Source organism: Sphingobium sp. B12D2B (assembly GCF_025961775.1).
Classification (GTDB): Bacteria; Pseudomonadota; Alphaproteobacteria; order Sphingomonadales; family Sphingomonadaceae; genus Sphingobium.
Genome location: NZ_JAOQOH010000001.1, coordinates 849,207 through 865,349 on the forward strand (window position 1 = coordinate 849,207; position 16,143 = coordinate 865,349).

Annotated in this window: 19 protein-coding genes; 8 read left to right on the forward strand and 11 right to left on the reverse strand. The window is 67.2% G+C overall.

The window, feature by feature from the left end; genetic code table 11:
• Positions 1 to 118: 118 nt before the first annotated feature.
• Positions 119 to 1,270, reverse strand: coding sequence for a radical SAM family heme chaperone HemW (hemW, locus tag M2335_RS04070; protein WP_264593867.1), 1,152 nt, complete (start codon positions 1,268 to 1,270; stop codon positions 119 to 121).
• Between the two features lie 179 nt (positions 1,271 to 1,449).
• Between hemW and M2335_RS04075 the strand changes: the two genes are divergently transcribed.
• A complete protein-coding gene (locus M2335_RS04075) occupies positions 1,450 to 2,046 on the forward strand; it encodes a CAP domain-containing protein (protein ID WP_264593868.1) in 597 nt (198 codons plus the stop codon).
• Positions 2,047 to 2,061: 15 nt separating this feature from the next.
• On the opposite strand, the gene rdgB is transcribed toward M2335_RS04075, so the two are convergent.
• Together rdgB and rph are read right to left on the reverse strand one after the other, a co-directional pair.
• Positions 2,062 to 2,685, reverse strand: a complete 624-nt coding sequence (gene rdgB / locus M2335_RS04080; RefSeq protein WP_264593869.1) for an RdgB/HAM1 family non-canonical purine NTP pyrophosphatase — start codon at positions 2,683 to 2,685, stop codon at positions 2,062 to 2,064.
• A gap of 96 nt (positions 2,686 to 2,781) precedes the next feature.
• Entirely contained in the window at positions 2,782 to 3,498 is a 717-nt protein-coding gene (gene rph, locus M2335_RS04085; RefSeq protein ID WP_264593870.1) for a ribonuclease PH, read from the reverse strand.
• Between the two features lie 92 nt (positions 3,499 to 3,590).
• Here rph and hrcA point away from each other — a divergent pair, with 92 nt between their 5' ends.
• From hrcA to M2335_RS04100, 3 genes are read left to right on the forward strand one after another with little or no spacing between them, the layout of a single operon-like run.
• Complete coding sequence (gene hrcA, locus M2335_RS04090; protein ID WP_264572305.1) at positions 3,591 to 4,634, forward strand: heat-inducible transcriptional repressor HrcA; 1,044 nt, start codon at positions 3,591 to 3,593, stop codon at positions 4,632 to 4,634.
• An 8-nt stretch (positions 4,635 to 4,642) separates the two neighbouring features.
• Positions 4,643 to 5,203, forward strand: coding sequence for a nucleotide exchange factor GrpE (gene grpE, locus M2335_RS04095; RefSeq protein ID WP_413715579.1), 561 nt, complete (start codon positions 4,643 to 4,645; stop codon positions 5,201 to 5,203).
• 23 nt (positions 5,204 to 5,226) lie between these two features.
• Positions 5,227 to 5,580, forward strand: coding sequence for a hypothetical protein (locus tag M2335_RS04100; protein WP_264593871.1), 354 nt, complete (start codon positions 5,227 to 5,229; stop codon positions 5,578 to 5,580).
• Positions 5,581 to 5,606: 26 nt separating this feature from the next.
• Here the strand turns inward: M2335_RS04100 and M2335_RS04105 are convergent, their stop codons facing one another.
• Together M2335_RS04105 and M2335_RS04110 are read right to left on the reverse strand one after the other, a co-directional pair.
• Positions 5,607 to 5,936, reverse strand: a complete 330-nt coding sequence (locus M2335_RS04105) for a heavy metal-binding domain-containing protein (RefSeq protein WP_264595355.1) — start codon at positions 5,934 to 5,936, stop codon at positions 5,607 to 5,609.
• Between the two features lie 65 nt (positions 5,937 to 6,001).
• Positions 6,002 to 6,241 carry a DUF2312 domain-containing protein gene (locus M2335_RS04110; RefSeq protein WP_181560613.1) on the reverse strand — a complete coding sequence of 80 codons (240 nt, stop codon included), beginning with the start codon at positions 6,239 to 6,241 and terminating at the stop codon, positions 6,002 to 6,004.
• A 198-nt stretch (positions 6,242 to 6,439) separates the two neighbouring features.
• Here M2335_RS04110 and M2335_RS04115 point away from each other — a divergent pair, with 198 nt between their 5' ends.
• Both M2335_RS04115 and M2335_RS04120 read left to right on the forward strand, forming a co-directional pair.
• The gene (locus M2335_RS04115; protein ID WP_264577375.1) at positions 6,440 to 6,904 is read left to right on the forward strand and encodes a carboxymuconolactone decarboxylase family protein; all 465 of its coding nucleotides are present in this window, start codon (positions 6,440 to 6,442) and stop codon (positions 6,902 to 6,904) included.
• A gap of 17 nt (positions 6,905 to 6,921) precedes the next feature.
• A complete protein-coding gene (locus M2335_RS04120) occupies positions 6,922 to 7,782 on the forward strand; it encodes a sigma-70 family RNA polymerase sigma factor (protein WP_264593872.1) in 861 nt (286 codons plus the stop codon).
• A 67-nt stretch (positions 7,783 to 7,849) separates the two neighbouring features.
• Here M2335_RS04120 and M2335_RS04125 read toward each other — a convergent pair whose 3' ends face one another.
• Positions 7,850 to 9,667, reverse strand: a complete 1,818-nt coding sequence (locus M2335_RS04125) for a DEAD/DEAH box helicase (protein ID WP_264593873.1) — start codon at positions 9,665 to 9,667, stop codon at positions 7,850 to 7,852.
• 238 nt (positions 9,668 to 9,905) lie between these two features.
• Here M2335_RS04125 and M2335_RS04130 point away from each other — a divergent pair, with 238 nt between their 5' ends.
• Positions 9,906 to 10,412 carry a GNAT family N-acetyltransferase gene (locus tag M2335_RS04130; RefSeq protein WP_319801188.1) on the forward strand — a complete coding sequence of 169 codons (507 nt, stop codon included), beginning with the start codon at positions 9,906 to 9,908 and terminating at the stop codon, positions 10,410 to 10,412.
• 54 nt (positions 10,413 to 10,466) lie between these two features.
• Here the strand turns inward: M2335_RS04130 and M2335_RS04135 are convergent, their stop codons facing one another.
• The 5 genes from M2335_RS04135 to M2335_RS04155 all read right to left on the reverse strand — a co-directional run bounded on the left by M2335_RS04135 (position 10,467) and on the right by M2335_RS04155 (position 14,537).
• Positions 10,467 to 11,510 carry an aspartate-semialdehyde dehydrogenase gene (locus M2335_RS04135; RefSeq protein ID WP_181560608.1) on the reverse strand — a complete coding sequence of 348 codons (1,044 nt, stop codon included), beginning with the start codon at positions 11,508 to 11,510 and terminating at the stop codon, positions 10,467 to 10,469.
• A 282-nt stretch (positions 11,511 to 11,792) separates the two neighbouring features.
• Positions 11,793 to 12,140 carry a glycine zipper 2TM domain-containing protein gene (locus M2335_RS04140; RefSeq protein WP_181560607.1) on the reverse strand — a complete coding sequence of 116 codons (348 nt, stop codon included), beginning with the start codon at positions 12,138 to 12,140 and terminating at the stop codon, positions 11,793 to 11,795.
• Positions 12,141 to 12,252: 112 nt separating this feature from the next.
• Positions 12,253 to 13,602 (reverse strand): PepSY-associated TM helix domain-containing protein, encoded by a 1,350-nt coding sequence (locus tag M2335_RS04145; protein ID WP_264593874.1) that lies wholly within the window; start codon positions 13,600 to 13,602, stop codon positions 12,253 to 12,255.
• Between the two features lie 159 nt (positions 13,603 to 13,761).
• Positions 13,762 to 14,184 (reverse strand): hypothetical protein, encoded by a 423-nt coding sequence (locus tag M2335_RS04150; protein WP_264593875.1) that lies wholly within the window; start codon positions 14,182 to 14,184, stop codon positions 13,762 to 13,764.
• Positions 14,185 to 14,243: 59 nt separating this feature from the next.
• Positions 14,244 to 14,537, reverse strand: coding sequence for a DUF1244 domain-containing protein (locus M2335_RS04155; protein WP_264571277.1), 294 nt, complete (start codon positions 14,535 to 14,537; stop codon positions 14,244 to 14,246).
• 98 nt (positions 14,538 to 14,635) lie between these two features.
• Between M2335_RS04155 and pyk the strand changes: the two genes are divergently transcribed.
• Positions 14,636 to 16,093: a pyruvate kinase gene (pyk, locus tag M2335_RS04160; RefSeq protein WP_264571276.1), complete on the forward strand. Its 1,458-nt coding sequence runs from the start codon at positions 14,636 to 14,638 to the stop codon at positions 16,091 to 16,093.
• Positions 16,094 to 16,143 lie beyond the last annotated feature (50 nt).

Genomic DNA, 16,143 nt, shown 5'->3' on the forward strand with positions numbered 1-16,143 from the left:
CCCCCACGAAGTTGACGCCTTCCCTCAGATGAGCTGACTCGGGTGGGAAGGACTGTGGCCATTATTCACGAGTTAACCCAAATGGTCGAATGGTTAATGAGGGCGGCGGGTGGTCGCCTCAGCCTGCGATTACGATCTCCGCCAGAATGGCATCGAGCAGCAGCATTCCGGCCGGGGTGACGCGTAGGCGCTCACCGGTTTGCTCCAGCAAGCCATGGCCGGCCAGCTTTGCAATGGCGTGCTCGTCCACCAGCGCTCGGCGGTCCAACCCGGTGCGCTGGCTGAGCGCGGCCAGATCGATGCCTTCGGCAAGGCGTAGGCCCATCATCAGCGCTTCGGCCGCCTGTTCGCCGGCGGGCAGCACGCGCTCCTCGGCGAGGCCATGACCATTGCGGTCCAGTGCCGCCATCCAGTTCTCGGGCTTGCGATGACGCACGGTGGCCATGCCACCGCGCCGACCATGCGCACCGGGACCGACACCGGTATAATCGGCATAGCGCCAGTAAGCGAGGTTGTGCCGGCTCTCCTGCCCGGGCGCGGCATGGTTGGAGACTTCATAGGCCGGGCGGCGGGCCGCCAGCGTCATGGCCTGCGTCAACTCGAACAGCGTCGCGGCATGGTCCGCATCGGCGGGCACCAGCGTGCCCCGGCGCACGTCGGTTTCGAACCGCGTGCCGGGCTCGATGGTCAGTTGATAGAGCGAGAGATGATCGGTGCCGAAGCTGAGCGCGCGGGCCAGTTCGCGCTCCCAGTCCGCCTCGCTCTGGCCGGGGCGCGCATAGATGAGGTCGAGGCTGACGCGCGGCACGCAAGCCTGCGCTGCCGCCAGCGCTCTGAGGCCTTCGTCCACGCCGTGCGCCCGCCCGAGAAAGCGCAAGGCATGATCGTCCAGTGCCTGCAGGCCCAGCGAGAGGCGGTTGACGCCGGCAGAGGCCACCTGCGCGAACCGCGCGGCCTCGGCGCTGTTCGGATTGGCCTCCATGGTGATCTCGATGTCGTCCGCGACCGCCCAGTGCCCGGTCGCCGCATCGATCAGGGCGGCCACCGTCTCGGGGGGCATCAGCGAGGGCGTGCCGCCGCCGAAGAAAATGCTGCCCAGCGTCCGCCCCGGCAGCAGCGCGGCCTCATGGGCCAGATCGGCGAGCAGCGCGGCGCGCCACGCTTCCTGATCCACCGTATCGCGGACATGGCTGTTGAAATCGCAATAGGGACATTTGGCCACGCAGAACGGCCAGTGGATATAGAGGGCAAGCGGCGCGGGAGAGGCCATGGCCGCCGCTATAGCGGACTGCGCGCCAAAGTCAGCCCATGGCGAATAAGACACGGTTTGATGGTTAAATATTAATTAACAATGATTTAACGCAATTTATTGGTGAAGAAAATGTTTTCCCAACCGTTCATACTGAGCTAGGTTCCACACCGGAACCGCAGGGGGAACGGCGGACGCACATGGACGCGGGCAAAGGGCGAGAAGTGGTGCGACGGCGTATGCGGGCGGCGATGGGCCTGCTCGCGCTCTGCACCCTGACGCCGGCGCCCGTGCTGGCTGGCGATGCGCCTTCTGCTGCCATGCCGCGCGATGCGGCGCATTTCCGCGATATCATGCTGGCTGCTCACAATGGCGAACGCGCCGCGCGGGGCGTGCCGAAGCTGGCGTGGAGCGATGAACTCGCGGCCGATGCGGCGCAGAGCGCCACCCGGCTGGCGCAGGAGCCGGACCCGATTGCGGCCCATCACAAATCCGGCGGCGCGGGCAACTATGGCGAGAATCTCTGGGCCGGCACCCGCGATGCCTATGCCTATGAGGAAATGGCGGCAAGCTGGCTGGAAGAGCGCGCGCTCTACCTAGATGCGCCGGTGCCGGACATTTCGCGCAGCGGCAATTGGGCGGATGTTGGCCATTATTCACAGATCATCTGGGCCGGCACACGCCGCGTCGGCTGCGCGCTCCACCCCACGGCGACGCTGGACGTGCTGGTCTGCCGCTACGATCCGGCGGGCAATGTCTACGGGCACCGCGCGTCGGTCGATTACGCGGGGCGCTGAGCGCGCGGCGTCCTTTCAGAACAGCGCAGTGACCAGTTGCTCGAATGCGCGGGCGCGGTGGCTGACCGCCTGCTTCGCCTCGATGGGCATCTCGCCAAAGGTCTGCGTCGCCCCGGTCGGCAGGAACACCGGATCATAGCCAAAGCCCTGCGCGCCGCGCGGCGGCCAGACGAGACTGCCGGCGACGCGGCCCTCGAATAAAACGGTCTCGCCATCCGGCCAGGCGAGGCAGAGCGTGCAGACGAAGGCCGCGCTGCGGTCCACCTGCGGGCCTTGCGCGCAGAGCAGCCCCTCCACCTTGCCCATCGCCATATACCAGTCGCGCCCGGGCTCGCCCTCGAACCATTGCCGCTCTGCCCAATCGGCGGTGTAGACGCCGGGCCGTCCACCCAGCGCCGCCACATCGAGGCCGCTGTCATCGGCCAGCGCAGGCAGGCCGGAGGCGGTGGCGGAGGCGAGCGCCTTGAGTGCGGCGTTTTGCGCGAAGGTGGTGCCGGTCTCCTCCGGCTCGGGCAGGCCGAGCGATCCGGCAGACACCGGCGCCATGCCATAAGGCCCGAGCAGCGCGCTGATCTCGCGCACCTTGCCTTCATTGTGGCTCGCGATGACGAGCTTGCCGGGTGTGAGTTTGCGGGTCATTCAGCGCTCTCTTTCCGTTCGTGTCGAGCGAAGTCGAGACACGTCCAGCACAGTCCTTCCGTGTCTCGACTTCGCTCGACACGAACGGGAGGTAACTCACCGCCTCGTGGCGCGGTCCTGCGCGGCGAAGATCTGGGTGCAGCCGATACGTGCGAGGCGCAGCAGGCGCAGCAGCGCTTCCTCGTCATAGGTCGCGCCTTCCGCCGTCGCCTGCGCCTCGGCGATATTGCCGTTGGAAAGCAGCACGAAATTGGCGTCGGCATGGGCATTGCTGTCCTCGATATAATCGAGGTCGAGCACCGGATTGCCCTGATAGATGCCGCAGGAGACCGCCGCGACCTTGGCCTGGATCGGATCAGCGGTCAGCGCGCCGCTGGCGAGCAGCTTGTCCACTGCGATCCGCAGCGCCACCCAGGCGCCGGAGATGCTGGCGGTGCGGGTGCCGCCATCGGCCTGGATCACGTCGCAATCGAGCGTGATCTGCCGCTCACCGAGTGCCTTAAGGTCCACCACCGCGCGGAGCGAGCGGCCGATCAACCGCTGAATCTCCTGCGTGCGCCCAGACTGCTTGCCCTTGGCTGCCTCGCGTGACCCACGCGTGTGCGTGGCACGGGGGAGCATGCCATATTCCGCCGTCACCCAGCCTTCGCCCTTGCCGCGCAGAAACGGGGGCACCCGCTCTTCTACGCTCGCCGTGCAGAGCACCCGCGTGTCGCCAAAGGAGACGAGGCAGCTGCCTTCGGCATGAACGGTGAAGCCGGGTTCCATGGCGATCGTGCGCATTTCGTCGGGGGCGCGGCCGGATGGGCGCATGAGCATGTCCTTTTTGTCTGCTGAAATTTGCCCGCGCTCTAGCGCCCCTGTTGCGACTTGGCCAGCGCCGCGCGCCGTCCTACATACAGAGCATGTCCGGCCCGCCCATCAACCTTTTGAGCGATCGCGCGCGCGATATCTTTCGCGTCGTCGTGGAATCCTACATCGGCACCGGGGCGCCGGTCGGCTCGCGCACGATCAGCCGGTTGAGCGGGCTCAATCTCTCGCCGGCGTCGATCCGCAATGTGATGCAGGATCTCGAGGAAGCGGGGTTGCTCGCTGCGCCGCACACCTCGGCCGGGCGGATGCCGACCGAATCCGGCCTGCGTCTGTTCGTGGACGCCATGATGCAGGTCGCCGAGCCCTCCGAGGACGAGAAGCGCGCCATCGAGCGGCAGCTGACCGGGGAAGGGCCGATCGAGGAAGCACTCAACGCCGCCTCGGCTCTGCTCTCGGGCCTGTCTGCCTGCGCCGGGCTGGTGATGGTTCCGCGCCGCGAGACGCTGCTCAAGCAGTTCGGTTTTGCCTGGCTTTCGGACCGGCAGGCGCTGGCCGTGCTGGTCGGGCAGGATGGCACCGTCGAGAACCGCATTGTCGATCTGCCGCCGGGCACGACGCCATCGATGCTCGTGGAAGCGGCCAATTATCTCTCCGCCCACGCCACCGGCCGCACGCTGAGCGAGGTGCAGGCCTGGCTGAGCGGACAGATCGAAGCGGAGGAAACGGCGCTTGATGAGGCTTCGCGCCATTTGGTCGCGCGGGGCGTGGCAGCGTGGAGTCGCGATACCGAGGACCGGCCCGTGCTCATCGTGCGCGGCCAGGCCAATCTGCTCGACGAGCAATCCGCCGCCGATCTGGAGCGCGTGCGCCAGTTGCTGGACGAGCTGGAGGGCAAGAGCGAGATCGCCCGCCTGCTGGACAGCGCCCGCGCCGGTGCCGCGACCAAGATCTTCATCGGCTCGGAGAACAAGCTCTTTTCCCTGAGCGGCTCTTCGGTCATAGCAGCGCCATATCGCGGACCCGGCGGGCAGGTGGTCGGCGTGGTCGGTGTGATCGGCCCAACCCGGTTGAACTATGCCCGCGTCGTCCCCATGGTGGACTTCACCGCACAGACCCTCAGCAGATTGATGAAATGACGGAAGACATGACTGACCAGACCAACAATGAGAATGAGACCCTGGCCGCTGACATCGCCGAGGGCGCGGGCGAGACGCTGAGCCGCGAGGAGATCGCCGCCGCGCGTATCGCCGCGCTGGAGGAAGAGCTGGCCAACGCCAAGCAGGAGACGCTCTACGCCGTCGCGGATACCCAGAATGTCCGTCGCCGGCTGGAGAAGGAACTGGCCGATACCCGCGCCTATGCCGCGACCGCCTTCGCCCGCGACATTCTTTCCGTGGCCGACAATCTCAGCCGCGCGCTGGAGGCCATTCCGGCCGAGCTGCGCGCGGACGAGAAGGTGAAAGGGCTGATCGCCGGCCTCGATGCCACCGGCAAAGAGATGGAGAGCGCGCTGCGCAAGCACGGCGTGGAGAAGTTCACCTCGGTGGGCGAGCCGCTCGATCCCAACAAGCATCAGGCGATGATCGAGATGCCCTCGGCAGAGGCTGCGCCCGGCACCATAGTGCAGGAGATGCAGGCCGGCTACATGATCAAGGATCGCCTGCTGCGCCCGGCTCTGGTCGGCGTGGCCAAGGCGGCGGAGTAACAGGCGTCGTGCGCGGCGCGGCCATGGCGGTCCTGACCGGGCTGGTCGCGCTCGCCTTGCCGGTCGCGGCGCCGCTGGCGGCACAGGCACCTGCCGCGTCACCCGCACCAAGTCCGGACGCACTCTCGCATGCCTTGCGGGATCATGGCAGCGGAGAAGTGGATGCCGGTGATCTGCGCGCCGTGACCTGCGTGGAAACCAGCGAGGCGCCCGGCGCCTTCGATTGCCAGTGGGAACAGCGCCGGGACGGCAACTGGCATCCCTATACGAGCTGGCTGGCGCTGGTCGGCGCGCAGTGGACCATGCTCGATGCGCCCATTCCGGTGCCGGATTTCAATCGCGGAAAGCTCAAGCCGCTGGCGCCCACTGCGCCTTGAGCGGCGGCGCCTCGGCTGGCGTCAATTCAGGCCGGGTCCGTGAGCAGCACCGCCGTGCCGGTGGCCGAGACCATCAGCATCGATCCGCCCGAGCCGAGCACTTCATAGTCCAGGTCCACGCCGATGATCGCATTGCCACCGGCTGCGGCGGCGCGCTGGCGCATTTCCGCCATGGCGTCCTCGCGGGCGCGGCTCAGCACTTCTTCATAGGCGCCGGCCCGCCCGCCAACGATATCGCGCACGCTGGCAAAGAGATCGCGGAAGAGATTGGCACCCACGATCACCTCGCCGGTCACCACGCCGCAATAACGCTGCACCGTACGGCCATCGATATTGTTGGTGGTCGTGACGATCATCTCGGTCGGGGCATTGCCCCAGGGATTATCGGCCATCTCTCCGCTCCTCTCGCCGCGCGTGCGGCTTATTCCATGCCAAGGGCCGCCAGATAGGTCTGGAGGATTGCCTCCATCTCCTGGCGATCATGCGGCGGCAGCTTCCGCAGGCGGACGATCTGGCGCATGATCTTGACGTCATAGCCTGTTGCCTTGGCTTCGCCATAGACATCCTTGATGTCGTCCGAGATGCCCTTCTTTTCTTCTTCGAGGCGCTCGATGCGCTCGATGAGAAGGCGCAACTGGTCGGCGGCGATGTTGTCGCTCATGTCTGCAAGGTCTCCGGATGGAATGTGTCAGAATCGAATGCGCGGTCCTAGCCAGCCGCTGCCCTCCCTGTCTAGGCATCGATCGCACCGGACGGCGTAGCCATTGCGCCGGCGGCAGAAAAAATTTCCCGCCATGTCACAATCGCCGTCCGCCCACTCGTCATGCCTGTGCAAACCCGATGGACAGGAGACACGATCATGACCGCACGCCTCGATCCCTTCACCGCCGCGCCCGCGCTCATCAAGCAATGGATGGCGACCTCGCTCGCCATCAACGACAGCCTGGAGCCTGCGCTCGTGGAACTGGTGAAGGCCCGCGCTTCGCAGATCAACCAGTGCGCCAACTGCCTCAACATGCACACCGCCGAAGCCCGTGAAAAGGGCGAGAGCGAGCAGCGCCTCTACTTGCTCTCGGTCTGGCGCGAGGCGCCATGCTATAGCGCACGGGAGCGGGCCGCGCTCGCGTGGACCGAGGCGCTTACGCGTCTGTCGGAAGGGCATGGCGGAAAGGACGAAGCCTATGCACAGCTCGCGGCCCAGTTCAGCGAGGAAGAGCAGGTGAAGCTGACGCTGCTGATCAACATCATCAATGGCTGGAACCGCCTCGCGGTCGGCTTCGACTTGTGGATCGAAACGCCGGCGACCCGCAAGCTGGCTGCCTGATGCGCGCCGGGCATCCCATGTCCCCTCATCAGCGGGAGGATGCAGCGATCAGCTTCGATCCGCTGCGTCCCCGGCTGGTGCGGATCGCCTACCGAATGCTCGGTTCCGTCGCCGATGCCGAGGATGTGGTGCAGGAGGCATTCATTCGCTGGATGCGGGTCGACCGTGCCGAAGTGCGCGAGCCGGAGGCGTTCCTCCGCCGCACGGTCACGCGGCTTTGCCTGGATCATGCCAAGTCGGCGCGGGTCCAGCGGGAGCATTATGTCGGGCCATGGCTGCCCGAACCGGTCATCGAGGATGAGGAGGAGCAGGAGGATGTGACCCTGCCGCTGATGCTCGCACTGGAGCGGCTCTCACCTCTCGAGCGAGCGGCGTTCCTGCTGCATGATGTGTTCGGCGTCTCGTTCGAGGAAATCGCCGCCACCATCGATCGGGAGCCGGCGGCCTGTCGCCAGCTTGCCGCTCGGGCACGGGACCACGTGCGGCAGTCGCGGCCGCGCTTCGAGGTTGAGAAGCAGCGGGGTCTGGAGATCGCGAGCGCCTTCTTTGCGGCGTCGCGCACCGGCGACATGACCGCGCTCAGCGCGATGTTGGCTGCTGATGTCAGCATGCACGCAGATGGCGGGGGCAAGCGTTCGGCAGCGGTCGCCGAGGTTCTCGGGCGACGCAATGTGCTGCTGTTTCACAAGGCGCTGGCGGTGCTGTTTCGCAAGCATGGCTCGCAGCTTGTGCGCACAGCGCTCATCAATGGCCTGCCGGGGTTCGTGACGCGCGAGGCCGATGGCGAGCTGCAGACCACGGCCTTCGAGATCGAGGCGGGGCGCATCATTGGCATCTATGTGGTGCGCAATCCCGATAAATTGCGGCACTTGCACTAGGCGGAATGCAGTGAGGGGGAAGCAGCGCTCCCCCCTCATCGGATCTCAAGGATATCGGCCTGACGGATCAGCCCGCGCGACCGGCGCCGCTGCGACGACCGCCACCGGGATTGCCTTGCGGACGTCCGCCGCCGAAGTGGCGCGGACGCTGACCGCCCGGCTTGCGGGAGCGGTCGCCCTCGGAGCGGGTGTCCGTCTGGCGCTGTTCGCCCGATGCGGCAGCATAGACCGGGCGCAGGCGCTTGGGCAGGCGCTCGGCATCCATGGTCGCGGCAGGTTCAGGGCGCTGGGCCAGCGGGTCGAAGCCGGGACGGTTCGGGGCGTGGCCATCATAATAGCGGCCGCCGGGATTGCGCTGGCCGCTGCGCTGGGCGTCCTGCCCATCGCGAGGCGCGCGCGCCGGGCGGGCGGTCTGGCCGTCCCGCTCGCCACGGAAGGGGCGTTCGCCGCGTTCACCGGCATTCCGGCGCTGGCCATCCTGACCGGGCGCGTGGTCGAAGCGGGCCGGGCGCTCGCCGCGTCCCTCACCCCGTCCATCATGGCGCGGTGCGCCGGCGCCGGCTTCGCGACGGTCGTCGGACCGGCCGCGTTCCGGGCGATCGCGGCGCTGCTGCGAGGCGGGGCGACGGCCCTGGCCCTGGTCTCGACCCTGGCCCCGTCCTTGCCGGCGCCCGTCGGCATCGCCGACGGCTTCGGCCACAGCTGCCTTGGAGGGCAGCGGCAGGCGGCGGGCTTCCACCACGAAGTCCTCGGGCAGCGGCATCACCGCCAGCTTGACGCGGGTCAGCTTCTCGATGTCGCGCAGATAGGGCTTCTCGTCCGGCGCGACGAAGCTCATCGCAATACCGTCGGCGCCGGCACGGGCCGTGCGGCCGATGCGGTGGACATATTGCTCGGCGACATTGGGCAGCTCGAAGTTGAAGACATGGCTCACGCCCGACACGTCGATGCCGCGCGCGGCAATGTCGGTCGCAACCAGTACCTGCACGCCCCCGGTACGGAAGCCCTGCAGGGCAGCGGTGCGCTGGCCCTGGCTCTTGTTGCCGTGAATGGCCGCCGCGCTGATCTTGGCAGCGACGAGGTGCCGCGCCACGCGGTCCGCACCATGCTTGGTGCGGGTGAAGACCAGTGCCCGGTCGAGCGCGCCGGAAGCGATGGCATCGCGCAGGCGCAGGGTGAGCAGCGCCTGCTTCTCCTTCTGGTCGATGAAGGTCGCATATTGCTCCACGCGCTCGGCGGTGGTGGATTGCGGCGCAACCTCGACCTTGACCGGATCGTTGATGAAGCGCTTGCCCAGCTCGGCGATCGCCTGCGGCATGGTCGCGGAGAAGAACAGGCTCTGGCGCTCGGCCGGCAGCATCTTGGCGATCTGCGTGAGCGGCTTGATGAAGCCCAGGTCCATCATCTGGTCGGCCTCGTCGAGCACGAAGATTTCGACATTGCGCAGCGTCAGCGCGCGCTGGTCGATCAGGTCGAGCAGGCGGCCCGGCGTCGCGACCAAAATGTCGGTGCCCGGCACCAGCGCGCGGGCCTGCTTGCCCACCGGCACGCCGCCGAAGACGACCTGCACGTTGAGGCTGAGATACTTGGCATAGCCGCGCATGTTCTCGGCGATCTGCGCCGCCAGCTCACGCGTGGGCGAGAGCACCAGCATCCGGCAGGAGGCTGGCTTGCGGGGCTGGGGATTGTTGAACAGCCGGTGCAGCGAGGGCAGCGAGAAGGCTGCGGTCTTGCCGGTGCCGGTCTGCGCGATGCCGAGCAGGTCGCGGCCCTGCATCAGCGCCGGAATGGCCTGCTGCTGGATCGGCGTGGGGTCCGCATAACCCTTGGTCTCAAGGGCGCGGAGGATAGGCTCGGCAAGGCCAAGCTCATTGAAAAAAGACATGAATAGACTTTCGATATGACATGCGTCGCCCTCGCGTCTGTCGCGAGCGGGCGCAGCAGTGGTCTCCAAACGGGCGACCCTGCGTGAATAAGGAAGCTTGAGCGATTCTCGCATCCGTCCGTCCCGGCGGCCCTTGTGCAAGATGCGGGGCCTCACGCTGCGCGGGATTGCGCCGGATCACTAGTCCTGGCGCCGAATGCTGCGATGCACATAGAGGGCGTTTGTGGAAAAAGCAAGTATGCTCGCGTGGGCATGCGATTTCGGGCGAGCCGCCGAGCCGGTCGTCAGCCTTGCCATGCCCAGCATTCGGCCTACTAATCAGCCTATGCCGCTTCATATCACCGTGCCTGAACAGCCCTCCGAGGCCGACCGCAATGCCGTGTTTGCACCCTTGCGGGCCTATAACATCGCGCAGGCAGGGGATCCGAACATCCGCCCCGTTGCCATTCTGCTGACCGATGAGCAGGGCGGGCGCGTGGGCGGCATCTGGGGCAAATGCTCCTATGACTGGATGTTCGTGGAGCTTCTCGCCATCGCGCCGGAGCATCGCGGCGGCGGCCATGGCAAAGCGCTGATGGCCGAGGCAGAGCGGGTGGCGCGGGCCCATGGCTGTGTCGGTATCTGGCTCGACACCTATGCCTTCCAGGCGCGCGGCTTTTACGAGAAGCTCGGCTTTAGCGTGTTCGGCACGCTGGACGATCATCCCGTCGGCCAGCAGCGCTTCTTCCTGAGCAAGCGCCTCTGAGAGCAGCGCTCTATGTCCTCCCCGACCAGCGGCCGGGGAGGCACGATGTGGGTTTTAGCGCCCGGCGAGCACTTCGCCGATCTGCACGGCATTCAGCGCGGCGCCCTTGCGGAGGTTGTCGCCGACGACGAACATGGCGAGGCCATGCTCAACCGTGCGGTCGGGGCGCACGCGGCCCACGAACACCGGGTCGGCCCCCGTCGCGTCGAGCGCGTTCGGCACATCGCTTACCACCACGCCCGGCGCCTTGCCGAGCAGCGCCAGCGCCGTCTCCGCATCGATCGGCCGCTCGAACTCGGCATTGATGGAGAGGCCGTGGCCGGTGAACACGGGCACGCGCACGCAGGTGCCGGAGACGGGCAGGCCCGGGATCTCGAGGATCTTGCGGCTCTCGTCGCGCAGCTTCAGCTCTTCCTCGGTATAGCCGTCCTCACCCAGCACATAATTGAGCGGCACGATGTTGTTGGTGATCGGCACCGCCCACTTCTCGGGCTGGGGTACGAAGTCGGCCTTGCCGTTGAAGGCGAGCGCGGCGCCCTTGTCGCCCACGGCGGCGATCTGGCGCGCCAGCACGTCGATGCCTTCCATGCCGCCACCGGAGACGGCCTGATAGGTGGCGACGATCAGACGCTTGAGGCCGGCGGCTTCATGCAGCGGCTTGAGCACGGGCATCGCTGCCATGGTGGTGCAATTGGGGTTGGCGACGATACCCTTGGGCAGGTTTGCCAGCGCATGCGGGTTCACTTCGGAGACGACGAGCGGCACGTCCGGGTCGGAACGCCAGGCCGAGCTGTTGTCGACCACGATGGCGCCGGCTGCGGCAACCTTGGGCGCCAGCGCCTTGCTGGTGGAGCCGCCCGCGGAGAAGAACACAATGTCGAGCCCGGCGAAGTCGGCGGTCGCGGCATCTTCCACCGTCACTTGCTGGCCCTTGAACTCGACCTGCGAGCCGGCCGAGCGGGCCGAGGCGAACAGACGCAGCGTGCCGACCGGGAAATCGCGCTCGGCGAGCAACTGGCGCATCATCGAGCCGACGAGGCCGGTGGCGCCGACCACGCCGACATTCAGGCGGGCATCGGGGGAAAAGCGGGCAACCATCTATACGTTCCTTCCTGTTGATTGAAGGACGCGGCGGTCAGGCTTTCGTCTGGAAAGTCGGCCCCGCGCACTTCGCGGGGCTTCCTGTCCGGCTGATCGTGGCTCTTTAGGCCGCGCGCATCCGAACCGCCCCGCTGATGCGGGTCGGTTTGGTAATAATCGGCTGAACGATCATCATGGACATGGCGCGCGCCTCTAGCGAGCGTGGCGCCTGCTGTAAATGGCAAAGATGCCTGCTCTCGGGAGAAAGCAGGCATCCATGATCTTCAGATTTTCGGTGGATCAGCGGCAGCGCACTTCGCCCCGGTCGATCGAGCGACCGAGCAGGCCACCGCCAACCGCACCGAGCAAGGTGCCAACCGTGCGGTCACCCTTCGTGTCGATCGCGCGGCCGGCGAGCGCGCCGACGCCGGCACCGATCAGCAGACCGGTCGTGCCGTCATTGCGCTTGCAGCGGTACCGGCCATCGTCGCCGCGCCATATGCGGTCGTTATGGGAAAGGGCGCGGCCATTGTCCCGGTCTTTCGCGCGCTTCCCGTGCGCGGGCGCCCAGTGTGGCGGATCGGCCATGGCCGGTGCCATGGGCATCGCAAACGCCATCAGCGCCGTGGCGAGCAGGATCTTCTTCATCGGACTCATCCTCGTAATATCAAACAAGCGACCGGCACGTATCGCGCCGGCTCGTGCTGAATAACGCCGTACAACCGCCCTTGTTCCGGCGGTATCACGACTCATCGCTCGATCAGCCCGCCATGGCGGCTCGGCTTCGCCAGCGTCCCATCAGCATGTCGAGCGCCAGGGCGGCCGCCAGCGTGAGGCCGGTCAGGGGGAGGCACAGGCCGATGGCGAGCATGATCGCCGCGACGCCCTGCGCCTTGCGGGGATCGGCGGGCCGGGCAGGCGCCTCCAGCCGGCCGTTCTTGCGGCGTTTCCACCAGAGCACGGGCGCGGTGAGGCACAGCAGCATCAGCGCGAGGCAGCCGAGCAGCATGAGCGTGCGGTTGATCTCGCCATATTGCTGGCCCTGATGGGTGGCGATGCCCCATTCGATCGCCCGCGCGCCGATGCCGAAATGCGCAAAGCGGGCATCCTGCATCACCGCGCCGCTTGCCGGATCGATGTAGATAGCACGCGCATCCTGCGCCCGGCGTACGGTCTGCGAGATGAGATAGGGCGCGCCGTCCGCCATCGGCAGGGTGAGCGTCCAAGGGGCGGCGAGGCCGCGCTTGCCGGCGATCTCCGCAGCCCGGTCGACGCCGATGTCGTCGCTGCCCGATGCGGCGGGCGGCGTCGCTTCCTGCATCGACCAGGGCAGGCTCTGCTTCGCGCCCTCGTCATGGCCGTGGCCGTGATGCGCGCGTGGCGCCGGCGCCTCCCAGGGGTTGGGACCGGGCGCCTTGGGGCGGCCCAGCTCCGCACGGGCGACCCAGCCCTGCAACTGCTTGCCGGCAAAACCGGACCAGGGCAGGCCAGTGATCGCCAGAAACAGGATCACCCCGCCGGCGAGCAATCCAGTCGAGGCATGCAGATCGCGCCAGAACAGCCGCCCGCGCGCCTGCCCACGCAGGCCGACGACCGGGCTGCCGCGCCGGGGCCACCACAGGTAAAGCCCGCTCAGCACCAGCAGGATCGCCCAGCCCGCGACGATCTCCACCAGCGCATTGCCCACCGGTCCGGTGATGATGAGGCTGTGCAGATCGCGCACGGTCTGCATGATGCCGCCGGCCTGCGCGGTGCCGAGCAGCTTGCCGCGATAGGGATCGACAAAGGCGAGCCGGCGCGCGCCGTCCGCGCCCTGCAGGGTCATGCGCCAGCTCTCTGTCGGCTCGGCAGGCCGCTGGATCTGGCTCACCTGCTGGCCGGATTCCCGCTCGACGGTGGCGATCATCTCGCTCAGCGGCTGGGGCGCATCCTTTGGCGTCACATGCGACCAGTCCGCATAGACCCGCCGCTCGATCTCCGGTTTGTAGAGATAGAGCGCGCCGGTGATCGCCATCCACAGCAGCACCGGGAGGACGATCAGGCCGGCATAGAAATGCCAGCGCCACACGGCCTGATAGAAGCCGCCGCCGGTCTTGGAGCGCGCGCTCATCGGCGGCCTCCGGCGGACAATGGCGCACGGGCGAGGGGAGGGCGGCGCATGGCTGCGCAGCAGAAGAGCAATCGAGTCATGAAAGGGTCAGCCTTGACGGGCAGCGCGCGGGCGCGTGCCGAAATGGGGATGTCGCGCGAGGCGACAGCGAGGGGAGCGTCAGGGCTGATGCGGCGGGCCGGTCTGCGGGGGCGGCGGCGCGGCCAGACCGCGTCCGATGCTCACGGCCGTGCTCGGGCTGAGGATGGGTACCGTCACTATCGTCATGGCGACCCGCGCGATCGCGGGCGGGATGCTGTCCAGCGAGGCGCCGATCCCGGCAAAGGCGCAGGGCGCATCCGGGGCGGTGTTCTGCTTGTCCTGCTGCTTGCGGACGGTGCCGTCCGCATCGATCCAGCCGGTGATCATGCCGGCGCCGGTGCAGAGCACGACCGCGGGACCGTTTTGCACGGCGGGCATGAAACCGGCCGGCACCAGCAGCCGCGCGAGCAGCACAAGCGCCAGCCACGCGGCGATCAGGCCACGGGCCTGCGCGGTGCCGGTATCAGTGCTGGTATCAGTGCGGGTCAGGCGCGCGAGCATGTCCGCGCTTTACGGGATCGCGCGGCGTATGAGAAACGGCTTTTTAGGCTTGCCGTCGCTCAGTGATTGTTCTTCGCGACGCTGTCCTTCATCCGCGCGAGCTGCTCCGGCGTCGCCTCGGTCTGGTAGCGCGTCTTCCACTCATCCTGCGGCATGCCATAGATAAGTTCGCGTGCAGCGGCCTTGTCCAACGCGCCGTCGGCCTCGGCCACCCAGTCGGCCAGGCAGTTGCGGCAGAAGCCCGCCAGACCCATCAGATCGACATTCTGCGCATCGGTGCGGTGACGCAGATGGTGGACGAGCCGGCGAAAAGCTTCTGCCGCTGTCTTGTCATCGAGCGTGTCTATCGTCATTGCTTGCACCTTCATGTCCGGTTCCAACCTCGGGCCACGCCGGTGGCCGCCACGGCATTCGCCATGTGGGCAGAGAACGCACCGAAGCAAGAGGCCAAATGAAGAAGCTCACTCCCCGCACCCGCAAGGTTCGCATTCTGGCGACCCTCGGCCCTTCGAGCAGCAGCGAGGTGATGATCCGCAAGCTGTTCCTGGCCGGCGCCGATGCCTTCCGGCTGAACATGAGCCACGGCACGCACGACGTTCATGCCGCCAATGTCGCGATCATCCGGGGACTTGAAAAGGAATTCGGCCGCCCGACCACCATCCTCGCGGACCTTCAGGGACCGAAGCTGCGGATCGGCACCTTCGCGCAGGGCGCGGTCTTTCTGGAAAAGGGCGCCGCCTTTCGGCTGGATCGCGACCCCGCGCCCGGCGACAGCAGCCGCGTTACTTTGCCGCACCCGGAGATTTTCGCCGCCGCGCAGGAAGGGATGCGCCTGCTCATCGATGACGGCAAGCTTGTCCTGCGCGTGCGGGCGGTGCGCGACGATGTCATCGATACGCTGGTCGAGGTCGGCGGCTCGTTGTCCGAGCGCAAGGGCGTCAACGTGCCGGACGTCGTGCTGCCGATGGCGGCGATGACCGAGAAGGACCGGCGCGATCTCTCCTTCGCCATCGAGGCCGGCGTGGACTGGATCGCGCTCAGCTTCGTCCAGCGGCCCGATGACCTCGCCGAGGCGCGCAAGCTGATGGGTGGCTATGGCTATCTGCTCGCCAAGATCGAAAAGCCGGCCGCGCTTGGCCGGCTGGAGGAAATCGTCGAGATGTCCGACGCGGTGATGGTCGCGCGGGGCGATCTCGGCGTGGAACTGCCGCCTTATGCCGTGCCGCCGCTGCAGAAGCAGATCGTGGAGAGCGCCCGGCGCTTGGGCAAGCCGGTGGTCGTCGCTACGCAGATGCTGGAATCGATGATCAAGGCGCCCACGCCGACCCGCGCCGAGGTCTCGGACGTCGCCACGGCGGTCTATGACGGCGCGGATGCAGTGATGCTCTCGGCGGAGACGGCGGCGGGCGACTGGCCGGAGGAAGCCGTGGCGATGATGGACAGCATCGCCCACAGCGTCGAACATGATCCGGGCTATCTGGACCGGCTGCACTTCACCAAGACCATGCCGGACCCGACAACGTCGGACGCACTGGCCGGCGCCAGCCAGCACATCACCAACACGGTCTCGGCCAAGGTGATCGTGTGCTTCACCACCTCGGGCAGCACCGTGCGCCGCATCGCGCGCGAGCGGCCGGGCGCGCCGATTCTCGCGCTCACCCCGCGCATGGATACCGCGCGGCGCATGGGCCTCATGTGGGGCGTCCATGCCGTGCGCACCAAGGATATCGGCAGCTTTGAGGAAATGATCGGCAAGGCCAAGCGCATGGCCATGCGCCACGGCTTTGCCGGCGCGGGCGACAAGATCATCGTGCTCGCCGGTGTCCCCTTCGGTACGCCGGGGTCCACCAATGTGCTCCATGTCGCGACCATTCGGGGCGACGAGCTGCGCACCCACCGCGAGGAGTGAGGCGCTCCGGGCGCGCCTTCTGCACCTAACCCCCGTCATTCCGCGAACGC